The sequence below is a fragment of the Maribacter corallii genome (genome assembly GCF_047345415.1).
GTDB lineage: Bacteria > Bacteroidota > Bacteroidia > Flavobacteriales > Flavobacteriaceae > Maribacter_C.
Window position 1 is genome coordinate 293,219 of record NZ_JBLFEP010000002.1, and the last position, 18,791, is coordinate 312,009.

Genomic DNA, 18,791 nt, shown 5'->3' on the forward strand with positions numbered 1-18,791 from the left:
GTAAAGGGTAAGGGTTTTAAACCTGGGTTTTCCTGTTAAATAGAATGATTTGGGTACAAATCCCTCCAATACCTATCGTATCGGAATTTAAAAATTGTACTTCTTCTCGAGAGCATAACGTAGCAGTTCCCCTTTTCCTTTAATACCCAGAATTCGCATCATATTTTTACGATGGGTATCCACCGTATGGATACCGATAAACAGTTCTTCGGCAATTTCCCGTGAGGTCTTGCCCTGAGCGATTAGCGCTAGTATTTCCTTCTGGCGTCTGGTCAAGAGTCCTTTTTTGGCACTTACTTTGGCTTCGCCACCATTCACATTGATATTACCATCATAGTAGGTCTTACCATCGGCAACGGCCAGAATTGCTAGGAGTACCTCGTTTAAAGAGGTATTTTTTAAAATATAGCCCGAAGCCCCGGCCTGCAACATTTGAGTGACCGCCTCATCTTGATCGAACATGGTAAAAGCCAACACATTGATGTGCGGGTATTCTTTTTTAATGAGTCGTGTCGCTTGAATACCATCCATTTTTGGCATTCTAATGTCGGTCACTACGACATTGGGTTCTTTTTTCTGAACGATACGGAGTAGACCTTCGCCATCATTGGCGGTACCTACGATTTCTATACCGTCCTCATATTTTAAGAGGAGTTCCAATCCGTCGATAAGGGATTGATGGTCTTCTGCTATGGCTAGTCGTATCATATCGGAATATCAATAATTACGGTTGCTCCTTTACCCGGTTCGGATTCTATATGTAACGTACCCTCTAAATGGGCAACCCTTTTGTCAATACTTTTGAGTCCCATACCCTCAGAATTCGCAATGATTTTAGGGTCTTTGAACCCAACACCATTGTCTTCCACCAAAATATTCAAGGTATCCCCATGGTTGGTCAGGTGAATGTGGGCTTTTGTGGCCTGTGCATGTTTGATGATATTGGCGATCAATTCTTGAATAATACGAAATAAGGTAAGCTCTAAGCTGTTCTCCATTCGGTTGTCAAGACCGAAATCCTTAACCTCGATGATAACATGATTAGCCGATGAAACTTTGTTGGCCATTTGCTCTACCGCCTTTAACAACCCCTGCTTCGCGATGACTCCAGAATTTTTGGCATGGGCAATCGCCCTTATTTTCAGATAGGCCTCGTCAATCAGCTTGTTGGTCTTTTTATAGAGTTCATCGGTATCGTCCTTGACTTTGGAATGTAAGGAATCAAAATGCAGTTTTACCGTCGCCATCAGTCCGCCCAGATCATCGTGCAGGTCATTCGCGATCCGTTGGCGTTCTTTTTCTTGTCCTTCGATCATGGCGTCGATGGTGGTGAGCTCTTGCTCTTTCAACAGGGTCGCTACCTTTTGCTCTTGAAGCACTTTCTCCTGCTCGGCCAAGAGTTGTTTGCGCTTGGTAGTGCTATGGATCAAAAACCCGATGGCGGTACCCACAATCAGTAAGAGTCCCAAGGCGGTGGCCCAATTACGGTTTTTCCGACTTTGGGTGTCCAGTTCCAACTTATCCAATTTTAACTTGTCCGTCTGATTTTGTACGGTGAGGATAGAGGACTCCAAGGTATTGTTCTTATAGCCCAATTGGTACTCGATGTCAACTGACTTTCGAAGATAATGATAGGCGGAATCGGAATTGCCTTCTTTTTGGAAAATTAAAGAAGCTAGTCGGTTATTGTAAAACGTATCCCTAAGTTTTTGAGCAAGTTTTTGAGCCACATTAAGATAGTTTTTGCTCTTTTGAAGTTGATTATCTTGCATATTAATAGCTGCCAATTGCCAAGCTATATCACCACGAAAATTGTTAAGATAAGGGTTGTTTGAAGCTAAACTATCTGCCTTTAAAAAGAAATCTTCAGATTTTGTAAAATCTTCCTCGATTTTGTAATAAATACCCTTTTCAAAATAGTATTTGGGATAAAAACTATGGGATTTGGATATCTTTAAAAAAATCGAATCCAATTTATCCAAATAACTATAGTATCGCCCATCTACTGAATCAATATCGTCGTCTGCTTTAGAAAAAAATATCAAGCTGTACATTATGATTAAAGCGTCGTCAATAAGATCTGATTTTAGCTCAACGAATCTGTCTAAATATGGAGCATATTGTTTGCTACCAATAAAAATTTCAGATCCAAACAAATCGAGCAAAGCGATCAAAGCTGCCTTGGTTAAATATATAGTTCCAATTTTTTCACTTAATGTAAGAGCTCCTGAGAAGTGATTGTAGGCTTCCAGGCTATTACGTTTGGAGGTATAGGCGTGTTGATATCCTAATAATAACCTTTTTACAAAGCGGACCTCGTTAGAATCGCTTTCATTTAGTACAACAACGGAACTACTGGTTTTGTGTGCCATTAATTCCGCTAAATGAATCAAAGATGCCTTTAGTTCACCTTCCCCCAGTTTCGCAGTAGTTTTCAAGGCTTCTTCAAAGTCCTGATTTTTTACAAAATCGAAATAGTCTTCAAGTTCTGTTGGGTTTGACCAACCAAAACTCACGAATAAAAAAAAGAACACAAAGAATACCTTCATTCACTAAAACATGACTTTATTAAAACTCTGCTTACATCTTTTGCCAGGTAACTGCAGCGCCACCTCATTCATATAGGTCTGCGGATTTTCATTTTCAGTATCATAATCTTCTTTGCGCACCACATGCCGACCATCTTTATAGAAAAACTCAAAATCAAAGGCTTTGCCGTTATCGGGAGCACAGGAAACCCGCCCATCGGAGTCGAACAACACCTGCCCGCTGGCATCTTTTTTAGGGAACATCGGATTTAAATACCGTTCGGAATGTAAATAACTACCTTGTTCAAAATGAATGTTTTTCAAAGCGGCCTCATTCAGTGTATAGGTACTCACATCACTTTGCGCACGGGTATAGATTTTAAAGGTAAGGCCGTTTTTCATACGGCTAGTGGCGACAACAACCGAATCGATACCGATAAAATAAGTGGGTTTATAGTTGACGATTTCGAAGTCTACATTTTTCAGGGTTTTGTAATTGCGTCCTAAGGATGATTCGCCAATGGCAATGGAGGCGTAAATACCATAATTGGTCTGATAATTCTGCCCGGCCATCAACAATTGTTTTCGGTCATCGTTCAAGTCTAGAGTAGAACTGTATTCTTCAAGACCTTCCATTTTTTTGACAATCATGGCGTCATCCGCAACGCCCATTTTTTTGTCTTGTGCCCTCATAAGGGCCGGAGAGAGGATTAGCATCATCATTAATAACGGGGTAACTTTTTGAAGTGTTTTCATCGTGTTTTGTATTTTGGTTTGAGACTCAAATGTCGCCTAAACAGCAAGACAAAAAAATACCCGCTAAGGGGTATTCTAAAAATAGGAATAAAAAAGCGAAACCTATAAGGCATAGATTTCGCTGTAATTACCAAGAGACTATCTGTTTCATTCGCTTTCCGGCATCCTTGTAGCCGCTTTGCTGATAATCTTCCAATGGCCTTCCAGTTTCTTAAGAATGAACAAATCGATGAAGCGCATGTGTTGTGCTTCAATGGCGATTTCGACCTTGGCCGTGGCAATGTCATATTGCTGATCGACCGCCAAAATGGTGCCCACACGACCATTGAATTTTCCTTTTTCCCGCTTTTTGAAAAGATCTGCATAGGCTGCTGGGGATAGAATCCAGATGGGCTGGTCTTTTTTGGATAAGAACATTCGGGCATCCTCATAAAAAGGCGCTACTATTTTTTCGGGATCGTTATACGAGCTGCCGTCAATATACTGTTGTAGCGCTTCACGAATGGCTTCTTCTTCAGTCTGTGCCACTACGATTACTTGGGCGAATAAGGCTAGGGCGATACATGCGATTGTTTTCATAATACGGTGTTTTTAAGTGTTTATTCGGGTTTTATTTGAATGATTTTTCCGTTGGTACGGTCGGCTAGATCCTCGGTCAAGAGGTACAGTTTACCTTCCGGACTCTGCACTGCCTTTCGAGATCGTTGACGGTCGTTCATAAAGAGTTCTTCCATACTCACGATAGTCTGCCCATCTAACTGAACGCGCCAGAGACTGCCCCGTGACAAGCCGGGAACGATGATGTTGTTTTTCCACTGTGGAAATTCATCGCCGGTGTAGAAGGTGAGTCCTGTTGGGGCGACGGTCTGTGGCCAATACCAAATAGGGTCGGTATAGGTCACTCCTTCTAGGGTAGGTGGCGAATAGTCCTTACTTCGGTAGCCCCCGGAAGTGATTATAGGCCACCCATAGTTACCTCCTTTTTCGAGAAGGTTGATTTCATCTCCCTGCGTGGTACCGTGCTCGCTGAACCAAAGTGCACCGGTCAGGGGTGACTTGGTGATACCTTGTGCGGCACGTATACCGATAGCGAATAGTCCGGGTATGGCATCGGGTCCGAAATCGGGATTATCTTCGGGAATACTCCCATCCGAATTCAATCGATAGATTTTGCCCCTGCGATCGGTGACATCTTGTGCTACCGGTAGTTCGGGTTCATGTATTTCGCTGAATATGCGTTCACCTACCGTGATATAGAGCTTTTTTTCATTGTCAAAAGTCATTCCCCCACCGTAATGGAAGAGCCCATCGGAATAGGGGGTCGCCAAGAGTATTTGACGAATATTGGTCAACGAATCGTTTTCCAGTTCAGCCCGTATGACCTTTGTCGTGGAACCTTCGTTACTTTCGGCAACATATGATAGGTACAGTTGTCGGTTGTCCTCAAAATCGGGATGCAAGAGTATCTCTAGAATACCTGCATTGTAGGTGATTTTTGAGCCATCGGGCAAGCTGGGCGGAAAGGTCAGGGGCCGGTACTTGGCCTTTTTATAGAGGAGCGTATCAAACCGATCCTCGGGAATTCCCTTAATCTTGAATTTTTCCTTAGTGGTGAGGTCAATGCGCAGCAAATCACCGTCTTTTTCAGAGAGCAACACTTCGGTTTCAGACAAAAAGGCCATACTCCAAGGTCTTGACAAACCATCGATTACGGTTTCTTTTACAGGGTTGGGGTAGGAAGGGGCTTCTACTTTAACCTCCTTTTTGCACGCTGATAGCAGCAGTAGTACAAGAATGATTCTTTTCATGATTTTTAGTTATTATGGTTTAAGATGGCCTCTTGTTCTAAGGCTGGAATGACAATGAGATCGTACCGTTTGATCAGATCTAGCAGCGGTTCGTTCAGCAGGTATTTTACGGGCGCATACTGTGATTCTTTGATCATTTGGCGTAAATCAATAACGGTCCATATATCTTTCTTACCTGCCTGTACCAGGGTGCTGAGACGATGGGACATCGTGTTTTTCTGTGTTGTTAAATCTAAAAGATGCCCGTTTTTGAATTGATATCTCGGGATCATACCGATGTGCAGGGAGGTGCTGCCATTGTACTCCGCTATTTCACTCAAGGTATTGCCGAGCCCATAAAAAGCGTAAGGTTGAAACCCGCGAGAAAGAAAGTTTAAATCCCATTTTACGAAGAGTCTATCGTGGTCGATATCAAAACCGCTAAGGTCTAACTCTTGCCGCAACAGTCGTTTTTCTTCGCGAACACGGAGTTGGTTTTTTTCAAAGTATAATTTTTGAGCGTGCATACGGCAGATTTCGATACTGCTGTGAAAGGCCTCGAGCAGTGCGCTATCATCTAATTCTACCGCCATCTTGCCGAGAAAGTCTTGAATGGGCGCCGAGTTTTTAAGTGAAGTAGCAAAACGCAATAAGTCACCCTTTCGTGTGGTATACATCTTGCTCAAGATAGCTTTACATTTTGCATGCCGACTGTGGTACTCCTGTTGTTTCGTGTCGGACAAAGCCGCGTACATTTGATCGAGCAACCAGGGCAAATTGTTCCAAGATTCGCTTCCAAACCCAATGATAGACCATTGAAGTGCTCCTGCCTTTTGAATAAAACGGGCATCTTCAACGGACTTCATATCCGGTAGTGGAAGAATCGTTTTTTTATTCTCGGTAAGGGCGTAGATCGAATTTGCGGCTCTTAATTCGGAAACAACGGTAGTGGGTTCTTGTGCCAGGGTATGTAACCAACGTGCTGTAGGAACTCCCACACCTAAAGCCATGGTCTTATACTGTGCATCGTCTAATATGGGGAGTATTGCGTTGGTAAAATCGGAACTGCTTTTGGAATCGGGATAATCGCCAACAAGGGTAAACTGCGCTTTGGCAATTGCTTTTTTTAGTAAATCGACGCCTTCTCCGACCATTTTTCCGTCTACTATACTAAAGTGATGGATTTTTGTTCGAAGCGTTGTTGTGGTGAGCGAATCTTGAGCATTTACGACAGTTGAAATACCAAGTAAACAAAGGGATAAAACGATTTTTTGTACTGACATCATTGCATTTTAGTTTCACCCAAAACTAAGCGCACTGCAACTAAAATCCTTTAAAAATCATGATTCTTAAAACGAAAAACTAAACCAGAAGAAATTTTTTCCGGTATTGAGATGGGGTCAATTGGGTGGCGGACTTAAAAGCCAAATTAAAGGAAGTCACATTTCCGAATCCGGAATCGTAGGCGACCGTGGCTATTTTTTCTTGCGCGTAGGCGGAATCCACCAAGAGATCTTTGGCCTTCTGGATACGATACTGGTTTACAAATTCAGAAAAATTCTGTTGCTCGTTTTCATTGATGACCTGCGACACATCGCGAGCTGGTATCCCCAGGGCTTGAGCTACTTGTGCCATATGCAGCTCACTGTCCAAATAGAGGGCTTCCGATTCGAAAAGGGTACGTATGTGCTGCATGTATTTTTTAGAAGTTGCGGTATCCATCGAAGAATTTTTATACTTCTCCAAGGAAAAAACCGGTTGCTTTAAAAGAACAAAGGAAAAAGCGTATAACAGAAATGAGAAGAAAATAGCTCCTCCGATATAGTACGGGATTATGCCCAATACATTACCCATATAGAAGACCCAGATGAGCCCCACCCCAATAATCAAATTGCGATACCATACCCAAACGGATGTACCGATTTGATGCTTGAATCGGAACATCAAGAGCATTGATAATATGAGATAGGCTCCTAAATGTAAAAAAACAGCAAAATAAATAACATACGAAATGGTGCCAAAGCCGTTCGGAATAAATTTGCAAAAAACCGCGAACAATAAAAAGGGAACCAAATGCCCATAGTTGCTGTTGTGAATCTCTTTTTCCCTTCTCAAAAGCAACCGTCCGTAAAACCAAAGAAAGGGTCCGACCAATAAAACTCCCGATAATCCCAAATTCCGTTGCCAGGGTTCCAAATCAAGATATACATTTAGAATCGATTTGCCAATACGAATGGTCAACCCTAAAAGAACCAAGGCCAAAAATAAGTTCGCTTTTCGATTTCCTTTTTTAAGGGTAAGCAGATACAAACACAAGAAAACCGCCTGCGCAATACCCAATGAGCTTAAGACCAGAACAATTGAATCCATAAGGTGAATTAACCGCTTTAAAGGTATCAAAAACGCCCCAATCTTAATGCAACAGGCTGTAGAATCGTTGGTTTGGCTTGAATCAAGAATACAGTTTGTGGAAATCGCCAAGCTCACGTCGAAGTAAGGCTGGGCCACTAGCGCATAAATAGTTATGCGATACAGAGTTGGAGAGTTATATTTCCCCTATTTTTAAGCAACGAAATAGACAACCGACAATACGATGAACAGCAAACCCATATGTATACTAGCCCTTACAATGACCTTACTCAATTGTACCCCGGAAAATGAATCGGAATCACTCACTTTATTCGTAGGCACCTATACCGATACGGAAAGTGAGGGAATTTACAAGCTGCAGTTTGATGCCAAGGCCGGGAAAATTGTGGATAGTCGTCTGGCAGCGAAAATTACCAGTCCGTCCTATCTGGCAATCAACTCAAAAAAGGATATGTTGTATGCGGTTCAAGAAATCAATGATTTCGAGGATGGTGCAGGAGCGGTAACGGCTTTTTCCATAGCTGGAGATAGCTTGACGGAAATACAAACGGTATCCAGCAAAGGGGCGCATCCATGTCATGTGGCCTTATCCCCATCTGGCAATCAACTGGCCGCTGCCAATTATACCGGTGGCAACGCAAGTATTTACACTGTTGCCGCAGATGGGAGCTTAAAGGGTCCGACGGTTGTGCTCGATCATCGTAAAATTGACACTACAAAAACATCACATGCACATATGGCCCAATGGGTCAATAATGACCTTTATATCGCTGATTTGGGCCTGGATGCGATTTTGGGATATACCGATACCGCTGAACAGGTAGTTAAACAAAGCAAGACCGTACAATTGCAGGCCGGTGCCGGTCCACGGCATTTTACGAGCACCTCAAACGGAAGGTTCCTATACGTGATCAATGAATTGAATTCGAGTATTTCCGTTTTTGAACGTGAGGGCGCTATGGGGTATCGTTCCATACAGAACGAGTCTACCCTAGCACCCTATTTTAAGGGAAAGAGCTATTGTGCGGATGTTCATATCTCAGCTGATGGAAAGTTCTTGTACGGGTCGAACCGTGGTGAGAATACGATTGTCATTTTTTCGATAGACCAAGAAAGCGGGCGTTTAGCCCTCGTAGGGCGCGAAAGTGTCAAAGGCGATTGGCCCCGAAACTTCACTTTGGATCCCACCGGAAACTTTCTGTTAGTCGCCAATCAAAATAGCAATAACATCTGTGTTTTCAGAAGAGACCCAGAAAAAGGAACACTCACCTTTCTGAATGAGGAAAAACTCCCAAAACCAGTGTGCCTGTTGTTTTTGTGAAAAAGGTGATGCGAATTACACAAGAGGTTCATGGTGCGTCCCTTGAGGTAATGCTGAAAACTGTAGTTTAGTAGCCAGTAGCCAGTAGCCAGTAGCCAGTAGCCAGTAGCCAGTAGCCAGTAGCCAGTAGCCAGTAGCCAGTAACTAAGCGATTTGCGCGCGGCCTACAGCGCATAGCGAATACCAAACTACTCCAGCCCGTCTGCTTTCAACAGTTCCATTCCCGTTGACGACCGCGGTTTAAAACCGGGCCAGTCCTTTTCGTTGGAATTTGCAGGGATGTCCAAATAGGTAGCATGATTCTCTTCCTTGAGATGGGTTCCGAGAAAGGCAGTTACAAAATGTTGGTTGACATTATTGATTTTCCGTTGGTCCCAAGTGCTATCTGCATAGCGGTAATACTCGTCGATACTCAGACCTGGAGCCAATGACTCGGCCGGAGGGGGATTCGGAGCTACATTATGTCGTGCATCTTTATAGGTCAGCAGGTAACGGTCCGCGTTCACAGCACCTTCATAAATCGCCTTGATCCCGTTTTCGTAACCGGAAATATCATCTTGGCTTCCTGCAATAAAAAGGGTCGGTTTCCTTAATCCTTTTAGACCTTCGGCATCCCAGACACCCCGTGCCATCCCCCATGGGGCAAAAGCGACCACCGCTTTCACACGAGGGTCAATTGATTTTTGATAGTCTTCGTTACTTGCCGCCAAGACATTGATTGCTGTACTCCCTCCGGTCATTTGTACAAAGAAACCGGCAGCGCCATCGCTATATCCTGCACCCCCAACATTCAAGACACCATAACCGCCCATGGAATACCCAATGATGCCGGTATTATCCGCATCCAAAACCCCAGATAAAGGATCCCCTGATAACTCGGCCATTTCATTGATGACAAATTTGATATCCTTGGCACGATTCAGTAAGGTGCTATGAAAAGCATTCGCATCCTTAAAAGTAGAATCGGTATGATCGATGGCTACGACCACATATCCCTTCGTGGCCAAATTCTCGGTCAAATAGGTCATTAAATAACGTGAACCGACATAGCCATGGGATACGACCACTAGCGGAAATTTACCGTCGGAAACCTTTGGGTCGGCATCACGAATAGCCCGTCCTTTAAAAGTGAATGGAACCAAGGGGCGTAGCGAATCACCACGGGTGCCCATAACCTCTTCGTACACAACCGCTTTGGCGCCTGGGGTGACTTCTGCAGGATACCAGATCTCCACTGTCAACGGGCGATCATATAACGGGTCCTTGCCGTCTTTTGAGTTCAAAATATCCACTTGCCCTTTGTTCACCAAGTTCATGGTACGTACGCCAATAGTATGTTCTCCACGAGCGGAAAGCACTGGGGCATCGGGTAATTGATCCCCATATAGAAATTCCTGTTGGGCGTTCAGCGTGAGACTGACGTTTAAAAATAGGAGTAGAAGCCATAGGGGCCGAAATGGAACGCTTTGAATGCCTTTCATGGTGATGGTTTTGAGTTAGGCATTCAAGATAAGGAAATTAGTTGGGTACCCGATAGGAGAACTTGATATCGGTTATATTGCGTAGGACACTTATAACGAATGGTATGCTGCTTCAATAGCGGGGGCTCCATACACACGCTCTAGTCTTCGAATAGCAAAATGGGCCTGGGCCATACGTTGAAAGTGACTCATAAAGGCTAAATTGATCGAGGCACCTCCTGCGGCTCCTAGAACAGGAACGGCTTGGGCCACAAATTTTTCCGAAACTTGGATGCTGAATCGTGATGCAACCGTTGCAATAAACTGCAGCAGCGGATTTGCGCTACCGCGCAACAACCCCTCGAGTGCTTTAGTACCCCCTTTTACACCGGAACTCACTGCAATTCGCGATGCGTAATACCCTGTTTCGAGTCCATCATCGTGTTTGGACTTGCCCCCTAGGGCAAAAACCTGCAAGCAAGCCAATTGGGTATCCAGCTGGGACAGATCTTCGCCTTCACTTCTGGCGATATCCATAATCGAACGCATCATGAGTTTGGTCGTCACGCCAAGGTCTACAGCGAAGGCCGTCGCTCCGAACGCCCCTCCCAAAGCCCCGGAAGAGGTGACCAAAGCTTTATAGGTCTTGTTCCAGGGTAGTGTTTTTTTTGTATGGTTTTTCATGGAGAAGAGGTTGCTTTTAACTACCCCGTGCAGCACTTTATAACTTAGTTGCTGCAACCATTCCTGTTGTTTTTTGGGCAGTAGGTTCAGGCCATCTTCAATTTTGTTCCCGAACTTGTTGAGTCCCATCATGGCCCAGCCAATATCCTCCATTTTCGTTTTGGCATCACGCAGTATTCGTTCGTCTTCTCTTGAGAGTTCTATTGTTTTTTGCATCGATCTGTATTTGCTCGTTTTAGTGATTTAGGGGATTCGCAAAATGAACGCTTCTTCACCTTGCTTTGAATAAGATGAGCGGCTATTGGAAAAGCCACCAAAAGATACTATAAAGTAAAAAGGCCGCAAGCCCTATGGAAATAGCCCATAATTTTCGTTCCTGACGTTTGTCGTGTTTGATTTTTTCGCGAATACGCTTCATATCTTGTTCGGTGGATTCCTTCAAATTCAATTTTGTTTCCCCTCCTTGACCGTAGACATCGGCTTTTTCCTTTAGTTTTCGTTTCCGGAGCATTGCCCGGTTGTTTTTTAGGGCTACAATGGCCCCTGCTATACCTCCTCCTGCCATATTCTTTCCTGTATTGGTTCGCAATATAGGTCGACCAAGGACGGTTTTTGTTACAGGAAACCCTTGAGGCAGCCTATTTGTCAGGCTTTTGAGTCCGAAACTATAAATCCATACCTGATTCCTGGACATATATGCATTGTCCATTGCAATATTTAATACCTTCCGCAAAGTTTCCCGCCTAAAAAACCCTATTATGATGAATACATTTTCAAGACTTTTTCTGCCTGCAGTGCTTTTTCTCTTCAGTGCCACGATGATCCTAAGTTGCAAAAATGACGCGGATACATCGTCAATGGAAAAATCCGTAGATGAAATCTTTCAAGAGTATGATGCCATCGAAAAACCGGGTGCCGCGGTGGCAGTGGTTCACAATGGTGAAATCGTTTTTAAGAAAGGCTACGGTAGTGCCCATTTGGAATATGATATCCCCGTGACAATGGAAACTATTTTCCACGTGGCATCCGTATCGAAACAGTTTACGGTATTTGCCCTATTGTTATTGGCCGAAGAAGGAAAACTTACCCTAGACGACCCAATTCAAAAGTACATCGCCGAGGTGCCTGATTTTGGAGAAGCCATTACGTTGCGGCACTTGGCAACGCATACCAGCGGTATGCGAGATCAATGGGATTTGTTAAATCTGGCCGGATGGCGATGGGATGACGTCATCACCAAAGAGCATGTCTTAAAATTGGTGGCCAAGCAAAAAGACCTGAATTTTAGTCCTGGTGAGCAGTATACCTATTGCAATACCGGTTTTACGCTTTTGGCCGAAGTGGTGGCGCGCGTTTCCGGACAATCCTTTGCGGAGTTTACCCAAGAACGCATGTTCACTCCTTTAAACATGGTGAATTCGCAGTTTTATGATGACCACCAGAAGATCGTAAGAAATCGCTCTTACTCGTATTACCCGACGGAAGGCGGCTATCAAAAAAGCGTGTTGAGCTATGCCAATGTCGGGGCGACCAGCTTATTTACTACGGTGGAAGATCTAAGTTTATGGGCGATGAATTTTAAGGAAGTAAAGGTGGGAAGTGCCGCAATTGTCAATCAAATGAACACGCTGGCCGTACTCAATGATGGCGAAACCTTTGGCGGGGCCTATGGACAATTTGTGGGGACGTATAAAGGCCTACGGCAAATACAGCATAGCGGAGCTGATGCAGGGTATCGTTCGTACTTGGCCCGTTTTCCGGATCAGGACTTTGCGGTTTCCGTAGTGTCGAATTCGGGGGCCTCCAATCCCGTTGCATTGGCCTTGCAAGTGGCCGACTTGTATCTGAAGGAAGAATTGGAGGAGGAGCCTGAGGCAACGAAAGAGAAACCAAAACCAATAACCCTAACGGAAAATGAATTGCAAGCTTTTGAAGGGCATTATTGGGATGCCAAAGACCTTTATTCCAGAAAAATACAACTAACCGAGGGGAGCTTACACTATGACCGTGGCAATGGGAACACTACCGAATTGGCACCAATTTCAACAAATGAATTTGTAATGCTCGACATCCCGGGCGAAGTAAAAGTGACCTTTGTTTCGGAGAACGGAAAAGACCGCATGATCGTATCGGAAGGAGAGACCATTCTAGGTGCATTGGACGAATATACACCCCTAGATGAAGCAAGTATCGCCATGGAACCCTATCTAGGAAGCTATACTAGCGAGGAGTTGAGTACTACTTATACCCTTGTCAAGAAAGAGGGGCAGTTGGTAGCCACCCACCCTAGGGTATCGGATATTCCACTACGTTTTTTAAAAATGGATGTGTTCGATGCCGGAGGGAATACCATCGTATTTACTAGAGATGAGGATAATGAACTATCGGGACTAGAAGTCTCCACTGGAAGGGTAAAAAACCTAAAGTTTGTCAAGAACTTGAATGATTGATTGTTTTGGTGAAGTTGGGCGGACGGAGCTCGATGCTTGAGGTTGGATGTTCTATGCTTCATGCGCGATGCCAGAGGCCAAGGGCTACCAGCTAATCGTTATTTGGCTAACGGAGTCGAGAACCTAGCAATGCGAAAGGTTGACGGACCTACCCCGACAAAAAAGCAGTAATTTACTTCCGTGAAACGAAAAAGACCCAAACTGAGCAGTCTACTCTTCGCTGCCTTCATCGTGTTGTTGCTTATTCCCCAAACGCGGAGACCGATTCAAGTCGCGCTAAATCAAGCAAAGCTCTGGGTATGGTCACCCTCCGCATTGGATATGGAGGACCAAACCGAATTGGCGCCTTTTACATACCTATTGTCAGACCTGGACGGTACTTCACAAAGGATGGACATCGGTACCGGCAAGGTGACCTTTATCAGCTATTGGGCGACCTGGTGTCCCCCCTGTATTGCCGAACTCCCCAGCATTGACGAATTGTATGCCGACTATGGGCATCAAGTGGATTTTATCTTGCTTACCCAGGAAGACCCAGAGGTGGTCAGCAATTTTTTGCAAAAGAAAGGTCTTGATCTTCCTGTATTCATCCCGCAAATGCGGGCACCGGAACAATTGTATAGCCGAAGTATCCCGACCAATTACTTGATCGATGGAACGGGCAAGATCCTCATCAAGGAGACCGGTGCAGCCGATTGGAACAGTACCCGAGTACGGGCGATTCTAGACGGACTTCTTCCCAACAAGTCCTGAACGTGCTACAAGGCTTTGTGCAGTAATTTCTTTTGAACTACGGAATTTACGGAGTCTTATGTCCGAATAAATTGTTAAATTGAAAAGCCCATTAGGTTCACGCCGATGCAGTCTCCCCCGATTATGCACCACCGCTAGTTGTAATGAGCTTACAGCTGTAAAGCTTTGCGTAAAGAAATGTGATCATAAAAACGATTGCAATACCCTTTAATGGGTATTTCTGGTGCATAGGACGCTTGGAATTTTGAGCATCGGCGAAAATCCCTACGAATGGGGATACCTAAACGGGTAAATTAGAACCATATTTGACTGAACCAAAACGACTAAGAAGATGAAACCAACTAAAGTAGCACTTTATATTCTTGCCCTTATTTGTATTGTATTAATTGGGTTATTAATAAAGGATAAGAGAGAATGTGAATCTTGTCATCAGAAAGAACAACAAATAATAAGGCCGACTGAAGACTTCGATTTTAGCCTTAAAATCGATTGTACAAATCAATCGAATTATCAGGTTTTTCAGTATGATATAGCCAATGGATACTCTGTAATGGGGCAAATTAAGCTTGATTCAAACAACAATACGATAATCGAAAAAATTGATTTTACGCTCTACGAGGCGGGTACTTGTAAGAGATTTGGTATTGGAGGAGTTTCTTATGAAAAGCATGAATCTGGGCATATATTTGACATTATCATCGAATCAAGGAAGAATGCGGACGATATCCATTCCGAGTTTGCAAGGAAAATTTCCGTGGCTGTTGGTCAAAACATATTTATAAGAATCAAGTCAGAGGATTTTCCAAATTTGAGAACCTATCTTCCTACTTCCAAGAACTCAATATTAGGGGAATATGAGAATAAAGGTCTTGAAGGTATCGTTAGGCATTTCCCTCCATTAATTTGCCCTGCTAAAATCTATGAAGGTATCAACTGATCGAGTTATAAGAGTAATTGTTATTTATTGCGCTTTTATTTCGTTAAAATATGAAGTGAGGGCGCAAAACGATGGTACTCAAAAATATAGAGAAGTTCTTATTGATTTATTGTATAATAATTTCGAGGAAGCTGAGAATAAATTAAAGACTCTAGCCCCTGGCAAAGAGAGAGAAGTCTTGTCATGGCATCTAAAGTTTATTTTGGGAGGTACCAACGATTCCATTCAAGCTAGTATTTCCGAAAGCGAAACATCATTCGTCTTAGTACTTCGGCACGTCCAAAATAGTAATATAGAACAATATGCAAAAAATAAGAAAGACAGCATAGTTATCAAGAATCTCCATACGGCTTATGGTGTAGCCAAGGAATCTCAAGATGAATTATTAGTTCGCTATGTATTATATAATATGGTCTCATATCTTTACGCTATCGACGAGAAAAAAAGTCTAATTGAGCCGTATTTGAAGGAGTTGGAATTGGTATCGATGAATGAACAGGACTTAGCTTTTTTTAAGTACTACCGTGGTATTCTAGACAGTCAATATAGTAACAGGGATAATAGTCGTGAGCTGAGATCCGCTCTTGCGCTAATAGAAAAAACGGAGAATTATCTTTTGAAAGCAAAGATTTTGCAAATGATAGGTGTATTTGAGTCCTACTTCAATAAAGATCAAAAAGAGGCACTGAGCTGTTGGAGAAAAGCAGCGGATAATTTTGAATTGGTTCCAGGTGTTTTGAGGAATCAAAATTTATTTGGAATTTATAATAATATTGCTGTAGCTAACGTCAATTTAGAAAATAACAAAGATGCCTTTGAATATTACTACAAAGCGCAAGCAATAAAACCGAATGATAAACCTCTACAAGTCGCTTTTTTCTATCAGGGCTTGGCGGAGCTTCATAAAGTGGCAAAAAATATCGATAGTTCATTCTACTACTTGGCAGAAGAAAAAAGATTATTGAAAACATATTATGATAGCAATTCAAATGAGCAACTTCGAAATCTTCTAGTCAAATACCAAACTGCCGAAAAAGAAAAACAAATCCTTGAAGAACAGCAAAAATCACGAACCACACGGAACTGGCTAGTAGCTGCGGGGTTAGCACTAATTTTTGGTAGCGGTATCGCCATCCTCCTCCAGAAAAACACCACCAAAAAACGGCTTTTGGCCGAACAGGAGGCATTACTCAAACAAGAACGGGTTGACAACCTCTTGAAAGCCCAAGAATTGGTCAGTATCGATGCCATGATTGCCGGGCAAGAAAAGGAACGCCAACGCGTCGCCAATGAATTGCACGACGATTTAGGCAGTTTGATGGCGACGATCAAACTACATTTTGACAATGCCAACAGCAATACAAAAGACCCGGCTTTACAGAATGCGCAAAGACTATTGGAAGAGGCGTATCAAAAAGTTCGAGGTATGGCCCATAGCAAAAACTCCGGGGTCATGAGCGACCAAGGCCTCTTGCCGGCAATCAAGAAAATGGCCCAAGTGATTTCCGAAACAAATGCCCTAAAAGTCGCGGTAGAGGACTTTGGTATGGGCGAACGCTTGGAGAATTCCTTGGAGCTGAACCTCTTCCGGATGGTGCAAGAACTGGTTGCCAATGCCATCAAACATGCCGAAGCGACCAAAGTCGGTATTCAACTGACCCAGCACGAGGACAATCTAAATATTATCATCGAGGACAACGGCCAAGGGTTTGATCGTTCAAAAGTAATTGCGGACCAAACAGGGATGGGGTTGACCACCATTGAAAAGCGTGTAGAGCATCTTGAAGGCCACTTTACGGTGGATAGTGTTTTAGGTAGGGGCACCTCTATTTTAATCGATATTCCCGTATGATTACCGTAGCGATAGCCGAAGATCACCAGGCCCTTGTCGATGGCATCAAGTCCTATGTCAAATATGAGGATGACATCTCCATCATCGGTCACGCCGGTAATGGGGAAGAGCTTCTAAAATTGGTTCGGTTAAAGCAGCCTAAAGTGGTGTTATGCGACATTCGTATGCCAAAGCTCGATGGGATCGAGGCCACCCGCGTGATTTTGAAGGAGCTGCCCCATACCAAGGTGGTGGCCTTCACCATGTTCGACCAAGATGCGGCCGTGAAACAGATGTTGGCTGCGGGAGCTCAAGGGTATATTTTAAAGAACAGCAGCCTGGCGGTGGTATTGGAAGCGATTCGCACGGTGTATGACGGCAGGACCTATTACGATAAGAAAATCCATCTGCCGAATGCCGAAAAGAATAGTACCAAAAGCGTGCTCTCCTCAAGGGAACGGGAGATCTTGCAGCTCATCGCCAAAGGTCGTACAAGCCACCAAATCGCAGACGAATTGTTTATCGGCAAGAGTACGGTGGACACGCATCGAAAAAACATGATCCGCAAATTAGGCCTTAGCGGAGCCGGGGAGTTGCTGCGGTATGCTGTAGAAAAGAAGTATGACTTTTAACACTGTATAGCACCGTTCGATCGAATACGGAAGCTATCTCTAAACGATAACCCATTTCCAGCAAGGGGTACTGAGCGCAGCCGAAACATGCTTTTCCACCGAACATGGAAGGGCACTCTAGCAGATTTTTCATGCTGTGAATCGGGTACTGAGCGTAGTCGGAACAAACTTTTCCGACGGAACATGGAGGAACCTTATGATAGGTTTTCATATCGTAAATCGGGTACTGAGTGTAGCCGAAACGAACTTTTCCGACGGAACATGGAGGAACCTTATCATAGATTTTCATATTATAAATCGGGTACTGAGCGTAGCCGAAGTACAAAAGATGGGCTCCCCCCAGAAGCCTAGAAACACCAATCCCAACCCCACTGTCACCCTGAGCGCAGTCGAAGGCTTAGGAACACGTATCTCGACATCATCCGATGTAACAGGGTTTAACACACTCCCGTACTAGGGTCACAACTATCTCCCTCACTGATGATTTCCACAGGAGAAACCTTGTCAAACACCTCTAAAAAAACGCTAGGCGGTTGCGCCCCACTAATACCATAGTGCTCATTGATAATAAAAAAGGGCACGGCGTTCACCCCAAGCTGTTGGTAATGGGCAATCTCTTGTGTAACCGCATAGGCAATGCGATCATCGCCAAGCACCTCGGTTGTTTTTTCTGGTTCCCAGCCAAACTCTTTCATAATGTCGACCAGGACATCGGTTTGGTTGAGGTGTAGGTTTTCATCAAAATAAGCCTTTAGAAATCGCTCCTTAAGATCAGCCTTAAAACCTTCGCTTCCCGCCACATGGAGCAATTGATGTAGCGGTAGGGTATTGACGGCCAACCATTCATCCCCGAAATTAAAGGTAATCCCTTCTTCCGTACCAACCTCGGTCAGGCGATCGGTCATGGCTTTGGTACGTTCAAGATCTCCAAACTTATTGGTGAGGTAGGTGGTACGGTCCAAGCCCGTTTCCGGTATTGTAGGGTCTAATTGATAGGGGTGCCAGGTTACCTCCACAGGGGCGCCATTCCATTGTTGTAAAGCGCTTTCCAGGCGACGTTTGCCGATATAGCACCAAGGGCAGGCGACATCGGAAACCACTGATACTTTTATGGGTTGTTGTTGCATGTTAAAATTGTGTTTAGGAGTTACGGGGAGTTGGTCGTAAGAGGTTGAGGAAACCTACTGTTCTAGTTCACTTTCTATTTTAGTTCTATAAGGAGTCACTCTTGAGGAATCAAGACACTCCGCTTTAAGAACTACTACAATAGTCCTGCCCCGGC

General features: G+C 44.0%; 18 protein-coding genes. 7 read left to right on the forward strand and 11 right to left on the reverse strand.

Annotated elements, in window-relative coordinates:
* Nucleotides 1-87: 87 nt before the first annotated feature.
* From ACKWCA_RS06565 to ACKWCA_RS06595, 7 genes are all read right to left on the reverse strand, one after another.
* On the reverse strand, nt 88-708 hold the full coding sequence (locus tag ACKWCA_RS06565) for a response regulator (protein ID WP_413977370.1): 621 nt from the start codon (nt 706-708) through the stop codon (nt 88-90).
* Nucleotides 705-2,549 (reverse strand): sensor histidine kinase, encoded by a 1,845-nt coding sequence (locus ACKWCA_RS06570; RefSeq protein ID WP_413977371.1) that lies wholly within the window; start codon nt 2,547-2,549, stop codon nt 705-707. The genes ACKWCA_RS06565 and ACKWCA_RS06570 overlap by 4 nt, the downstream gene beginning before the upstream one ends.
* 3 nt (nt 2,550-2,552) lie before the next feature.
* Nucleotides 2,553-3,284, reverse strand: a complete 732-nt coding sequence (locus tag ACKWCA_RS06575) for a hypothetical protein (RefSeq protein ID WP_413977372.1) — start codon at nt 3,282-3,284, stop codon at nt 2,553-2,555.
* Nucleotides 3,285-3,431: 147 nt separating this feature from the next.
* Nucleotides 3,432-3,863, reverse strand: a complete 432-nt coding sequence (locus ACKWCA_RS06580; protein WP_413977373.1) for a nuclear transport factor 2 family protein — start codon at nt 3,861-3,863, stop codon at nt 3,432-3,434.
* 20 nt (nt 3,864-3,883) lie between these two features.
* Complete coding sequence (locus tag ACKWCA_RS06585; RefSeq protein WP_413977374.1) at nt 3,884-5,092, reverse strand: PQQ-dependent sugar dehydrogenase; 1,209 nt, start codon at nt 5,090-5,092, stop codon at nt 3,884-3,886.
* Nucleotides 5,093-5,097: 5 nt separating this feature from the next.
* Nucleotides 5,098-6,357, reverse strand: a complete 1,260-nt coding sequence (locus ACKWCA_RS06590) for a hypothetical protein (RefSeq protein ID WP_413977375.1) — start codon at nt 6,355-6,357, stop codon at nt 5,098-5,100.
* A gap of 76 nt (nt 6,358-6,433) precedes the next feature.
* Nucleotides 6,434-7,441, reverse strand: coding sequence for a helix-turn-helix domain-containing protein (locus ACKWCA_RS06595; protein WP_413977376.1), 1,008 nt, complete (start codon nt 7,439-7,441; stop codon nt 6,434-6,436).
* Between the two features lie 259 nt (nt 7,442-7,700).
* On the opposite strand from ACKWCA_RS06595, the gene ACKWCA_RS06600 reads away from it, so the two are divergent.
* Nucleotides 7,701-8,762 (forward strand): lactonase family protein, encoded by a 1,062-nt coding sequence (locus ACKWCA_RS06600; RefSeq protein ID WP_413977377.1) that lies wholly within the window; start codon nt 7,701-7,703, stop codon nt 8,760-8,762.
* A gap of 188 nt (nt 8,763-8,950) precedes the next feature.
* On the opposite strand, the gene ACKWCA_RS06605 is transcribed toward ACKWCA_RS06600, so the two are convergent.
* From ACKWCA_RS06605 to ACKWCA_RS06615, 3 genes are all read right to left on the reverse strand, one after another.
* A complete protein-coding gene (locus ACKWCA_RS06605; protein ID WP_413977378.1) occupies nt 8,951-10,243 on the reverse strand; it encodes an alpha/beta hydrolase family protein in 1,293 nt (430 codons plus the stop codon).
* Nucleotides 10,244-10,333: 90 nt separating this feature from the next.
* Nucleotides 10,334-11,122, reverse strand: coding sequence for an EcsC family protein (locus tag ACKWCA_RS06610; RefSeq protein WP_413977379.1), 789 nt, complete (start codon nt 11,120-11,122; stop codon nt 10,334-10,336).
* A gap of 82 nt (nt 11,123-11,204) precedes the next feature.
* On the reverse strand, nt 11,205-11,615 hold the full coding sequence (locus ACKWCA_RS06615) for a hypothetical protein (RefSeq protein ID WP_413977380.1): 411 nt from the start codon (nt 11,613-11,615) through the stop codon (nt 11,205-11,207).
* Nucleotides 11,616-11,664: 49 nt separating this feature from the next.
* Between ACKWCA_RS06615 and ACKWCA_RS06620 the strand changes: the two genes are divergently transcribed.
* The 6 genes from ACKWCA_RS06620 (at nt 11,665) to ACKWCA_RS06645 (ending at nt 17,966) form a co-directional block, all read left to right on the forward strand.
* Entirely contained in the window at nt 11,665-13,356 is a 1,692-nt protein-coding gene (locus tag ACKWCA_RS06620) for a serine hydrolase domain-containing protein (protein ID WP_413977381.1), read from the forward strand.
* A 180-nt stretch (nt 13,357-13,536) separates the two neighbouring features.
* A complete protein-coding gene (locus ACKWCA_RS06625; RefSeq protein ID WP_413977382.1) occupies nt 13,537-14,109 on the forward strand; it encodes a TlpA family protein disulfide reductase in 573 nt (190 codons plus the stop codon).
* Between the two features lie 331 nt (nt 14,110-14,440).
* A complete protein-coding gene (locus ACKWCA_RS06630) occupies nt 14,441-15,046 on the forward strand; it encodes a hypothetical protein (RefSeq protein ID WP_413977383.1) in 606 nt (201 codons plus the stop codon).
* 55 nt (nt 15,047-15,101) lie between these two features.
* Nucleotides 15,102-16,898 carry a sensor histidine kinase gene (locus ACKWCA_RS06635; protein WP_413977384.1) on the forward strand — a complete coding sequence of 599 codons (1,797 nt, stop codon included), beginning with the start codon at nt 15,102-15,104 and terminating at the stop codon, nt 16,896-16,898.
* Complete coding sequence (locus tag ACKWCA_RS06640; RefSeq protein ID WP_413977385.1) at nt 16,895-17,509, forward strand: response regulator; 615 nt, start codon at nt 16,895-16,897, stop codon at nt 17,507-17,509. The genes ACKWCA_RS06635 and ACKWCA_RS06640 overlap by 4 nt, the downstream gene beginning before the upstream one ends.
* A 136-nt stretch (nt 17,510-17,645) precedes the next feature.
* Nucleotides 17,646-17,966 carry a hypothetical protein gene (locus tag ACKWCA_RS06645; RefSeq protein WP_413977386.1) on the forward strand — a complete coding sequence of 107 codons (321 nt, stop codon included), beginning with the start codon at nt 17,646-17,648 and terminating at the stop codon, nt 17,964-17,966.
* Here ACKWCA_RS06645 and ACKWCA_RS06650 read toward each other — a convergent pair.
* On the reverse strand, nt 17,947-18,636 hold the full coding sequence (locus tag ACKWCA_RS06650; protein WP_413977387.1) for a DsbA family oxidoreductase: 690 nt from the start codon (nt 18,634-18,636) through the stop codon (nt 17,947-17,949). The genes ACKWCA_RS06645 and ACKWCA_RS06650 overlap by 20 nt on opposite strands.
* Between the last annotated feature and the right edge of the window lie 155 nt (nt 18,637-18,791).

Bases quoted from the DNA above. Each gene is read 5' to 3' on its own strand.
- ACKWCA_RS06565 (WP_413977370.1), bottom strand. From the start codon at position 708: ATGATACGACTAGCCATAGCAGAAGACCATCAATCCCTTATCGACGGA.
- ACKWCA_RS06570 (WP_413977371.1), bottom strand. From the start codon at position 2,549: ATGAAGGTATTCTTTGTGTTCTTTTTTTTATTCGTGAGTTTTGGTTGG.
- ACKWCA_RS06575 (WP_413977372.1), bottom strand. From the start codon at position 3,284: ATGAAAACACTTCAAAAAGTTACCCCGTTATTAATGATGATGCTAATC.
- ACKWCA_RS06580 (WP_413977373.1), bottom strand. From the start codon at position 3,863: ATGAAAACAATCGCATGTATCGCCCTAGCCTTATTCGCCCAAGTAATC.
- ACKWCA_RS06585 (WP_413977374.1), bottom strand. From the start codon at position 5,092: ATGAAAAGAATCATTCTTGTACTACTGCTGCTATCAGCGTGCAAAAAG.
- ACKWCA_RS06590 (WP_413977375.1), bottom strand. From the start codon at position 6,357: ATGATGTCAGTACAAAAAATCGTTTTATCCCTTTGTTTACTTGGTATT.
- ACKWCA_RS06595 (WP_413977376.1), bottom strand. From the start codon at position 7,441: ATGGATTCAATTGTTCTGGTCTTAAGCTCATTGGGTATTGCGCAGGCG.
- ACKWCA_RS06600 (WP_413977377.1), top strand. From the start codon at position 7,701: ATGACCTTACTCAATTGTACCCCGGAAAATGAATCGGAATCACTCACT.
- ACKWCA_RS06605 (WP_413977378.1), bottom strand. From the start codon at position 10,243: ATGAAAGGCATTCAAAGCGTTCCATTTCGGCCCCTATGGCTTCTACTC.
- ACKWCA_RS06610 (WP_413977379.1), bottom strand. From the start codon at position 11,122: ATGCAAAAAACAATAGAACTCTCAAGAGAAGACGAACGAATACTGCGT.
- ACKWCA_RS06615 (WP_413977380.1), bottom strand. From the start codon at position 11,615: ATGGACAATGCATATATGTCCAGGAATCAGGTATGGATTTATAGTTTC.
- ACKWCA_RS06620 (WP_413977381.1), top strand. From the start codon at position 11,665: ATGATGAATACATTTTCAAGACTTTTTCTGCCTGCAGTGCTTTTTCTC.
- ACKWCA_RS06630 (WP_413977383.1), top strand. From the start codon at position 14,441: ATGAAACCAACTAAAGTAGCACTTTATATTCTTGCCCTTATTTGTATT.
- ACKWCA_RS06640 (WP_413977385.1), top strand. From the start codon at position 16,895: ATGATTACCGTAGCGATAGCCGAAGATCACCAGGCCCTTGTCGATGGC.
- ACKWCA_RS06650 (WP_413977387.1), bottom strand. From the start codon at position 18,636: ATGCAACAACAACCCATAAAAGTATCAGTGGTTTCCGATGTCGCCTGC.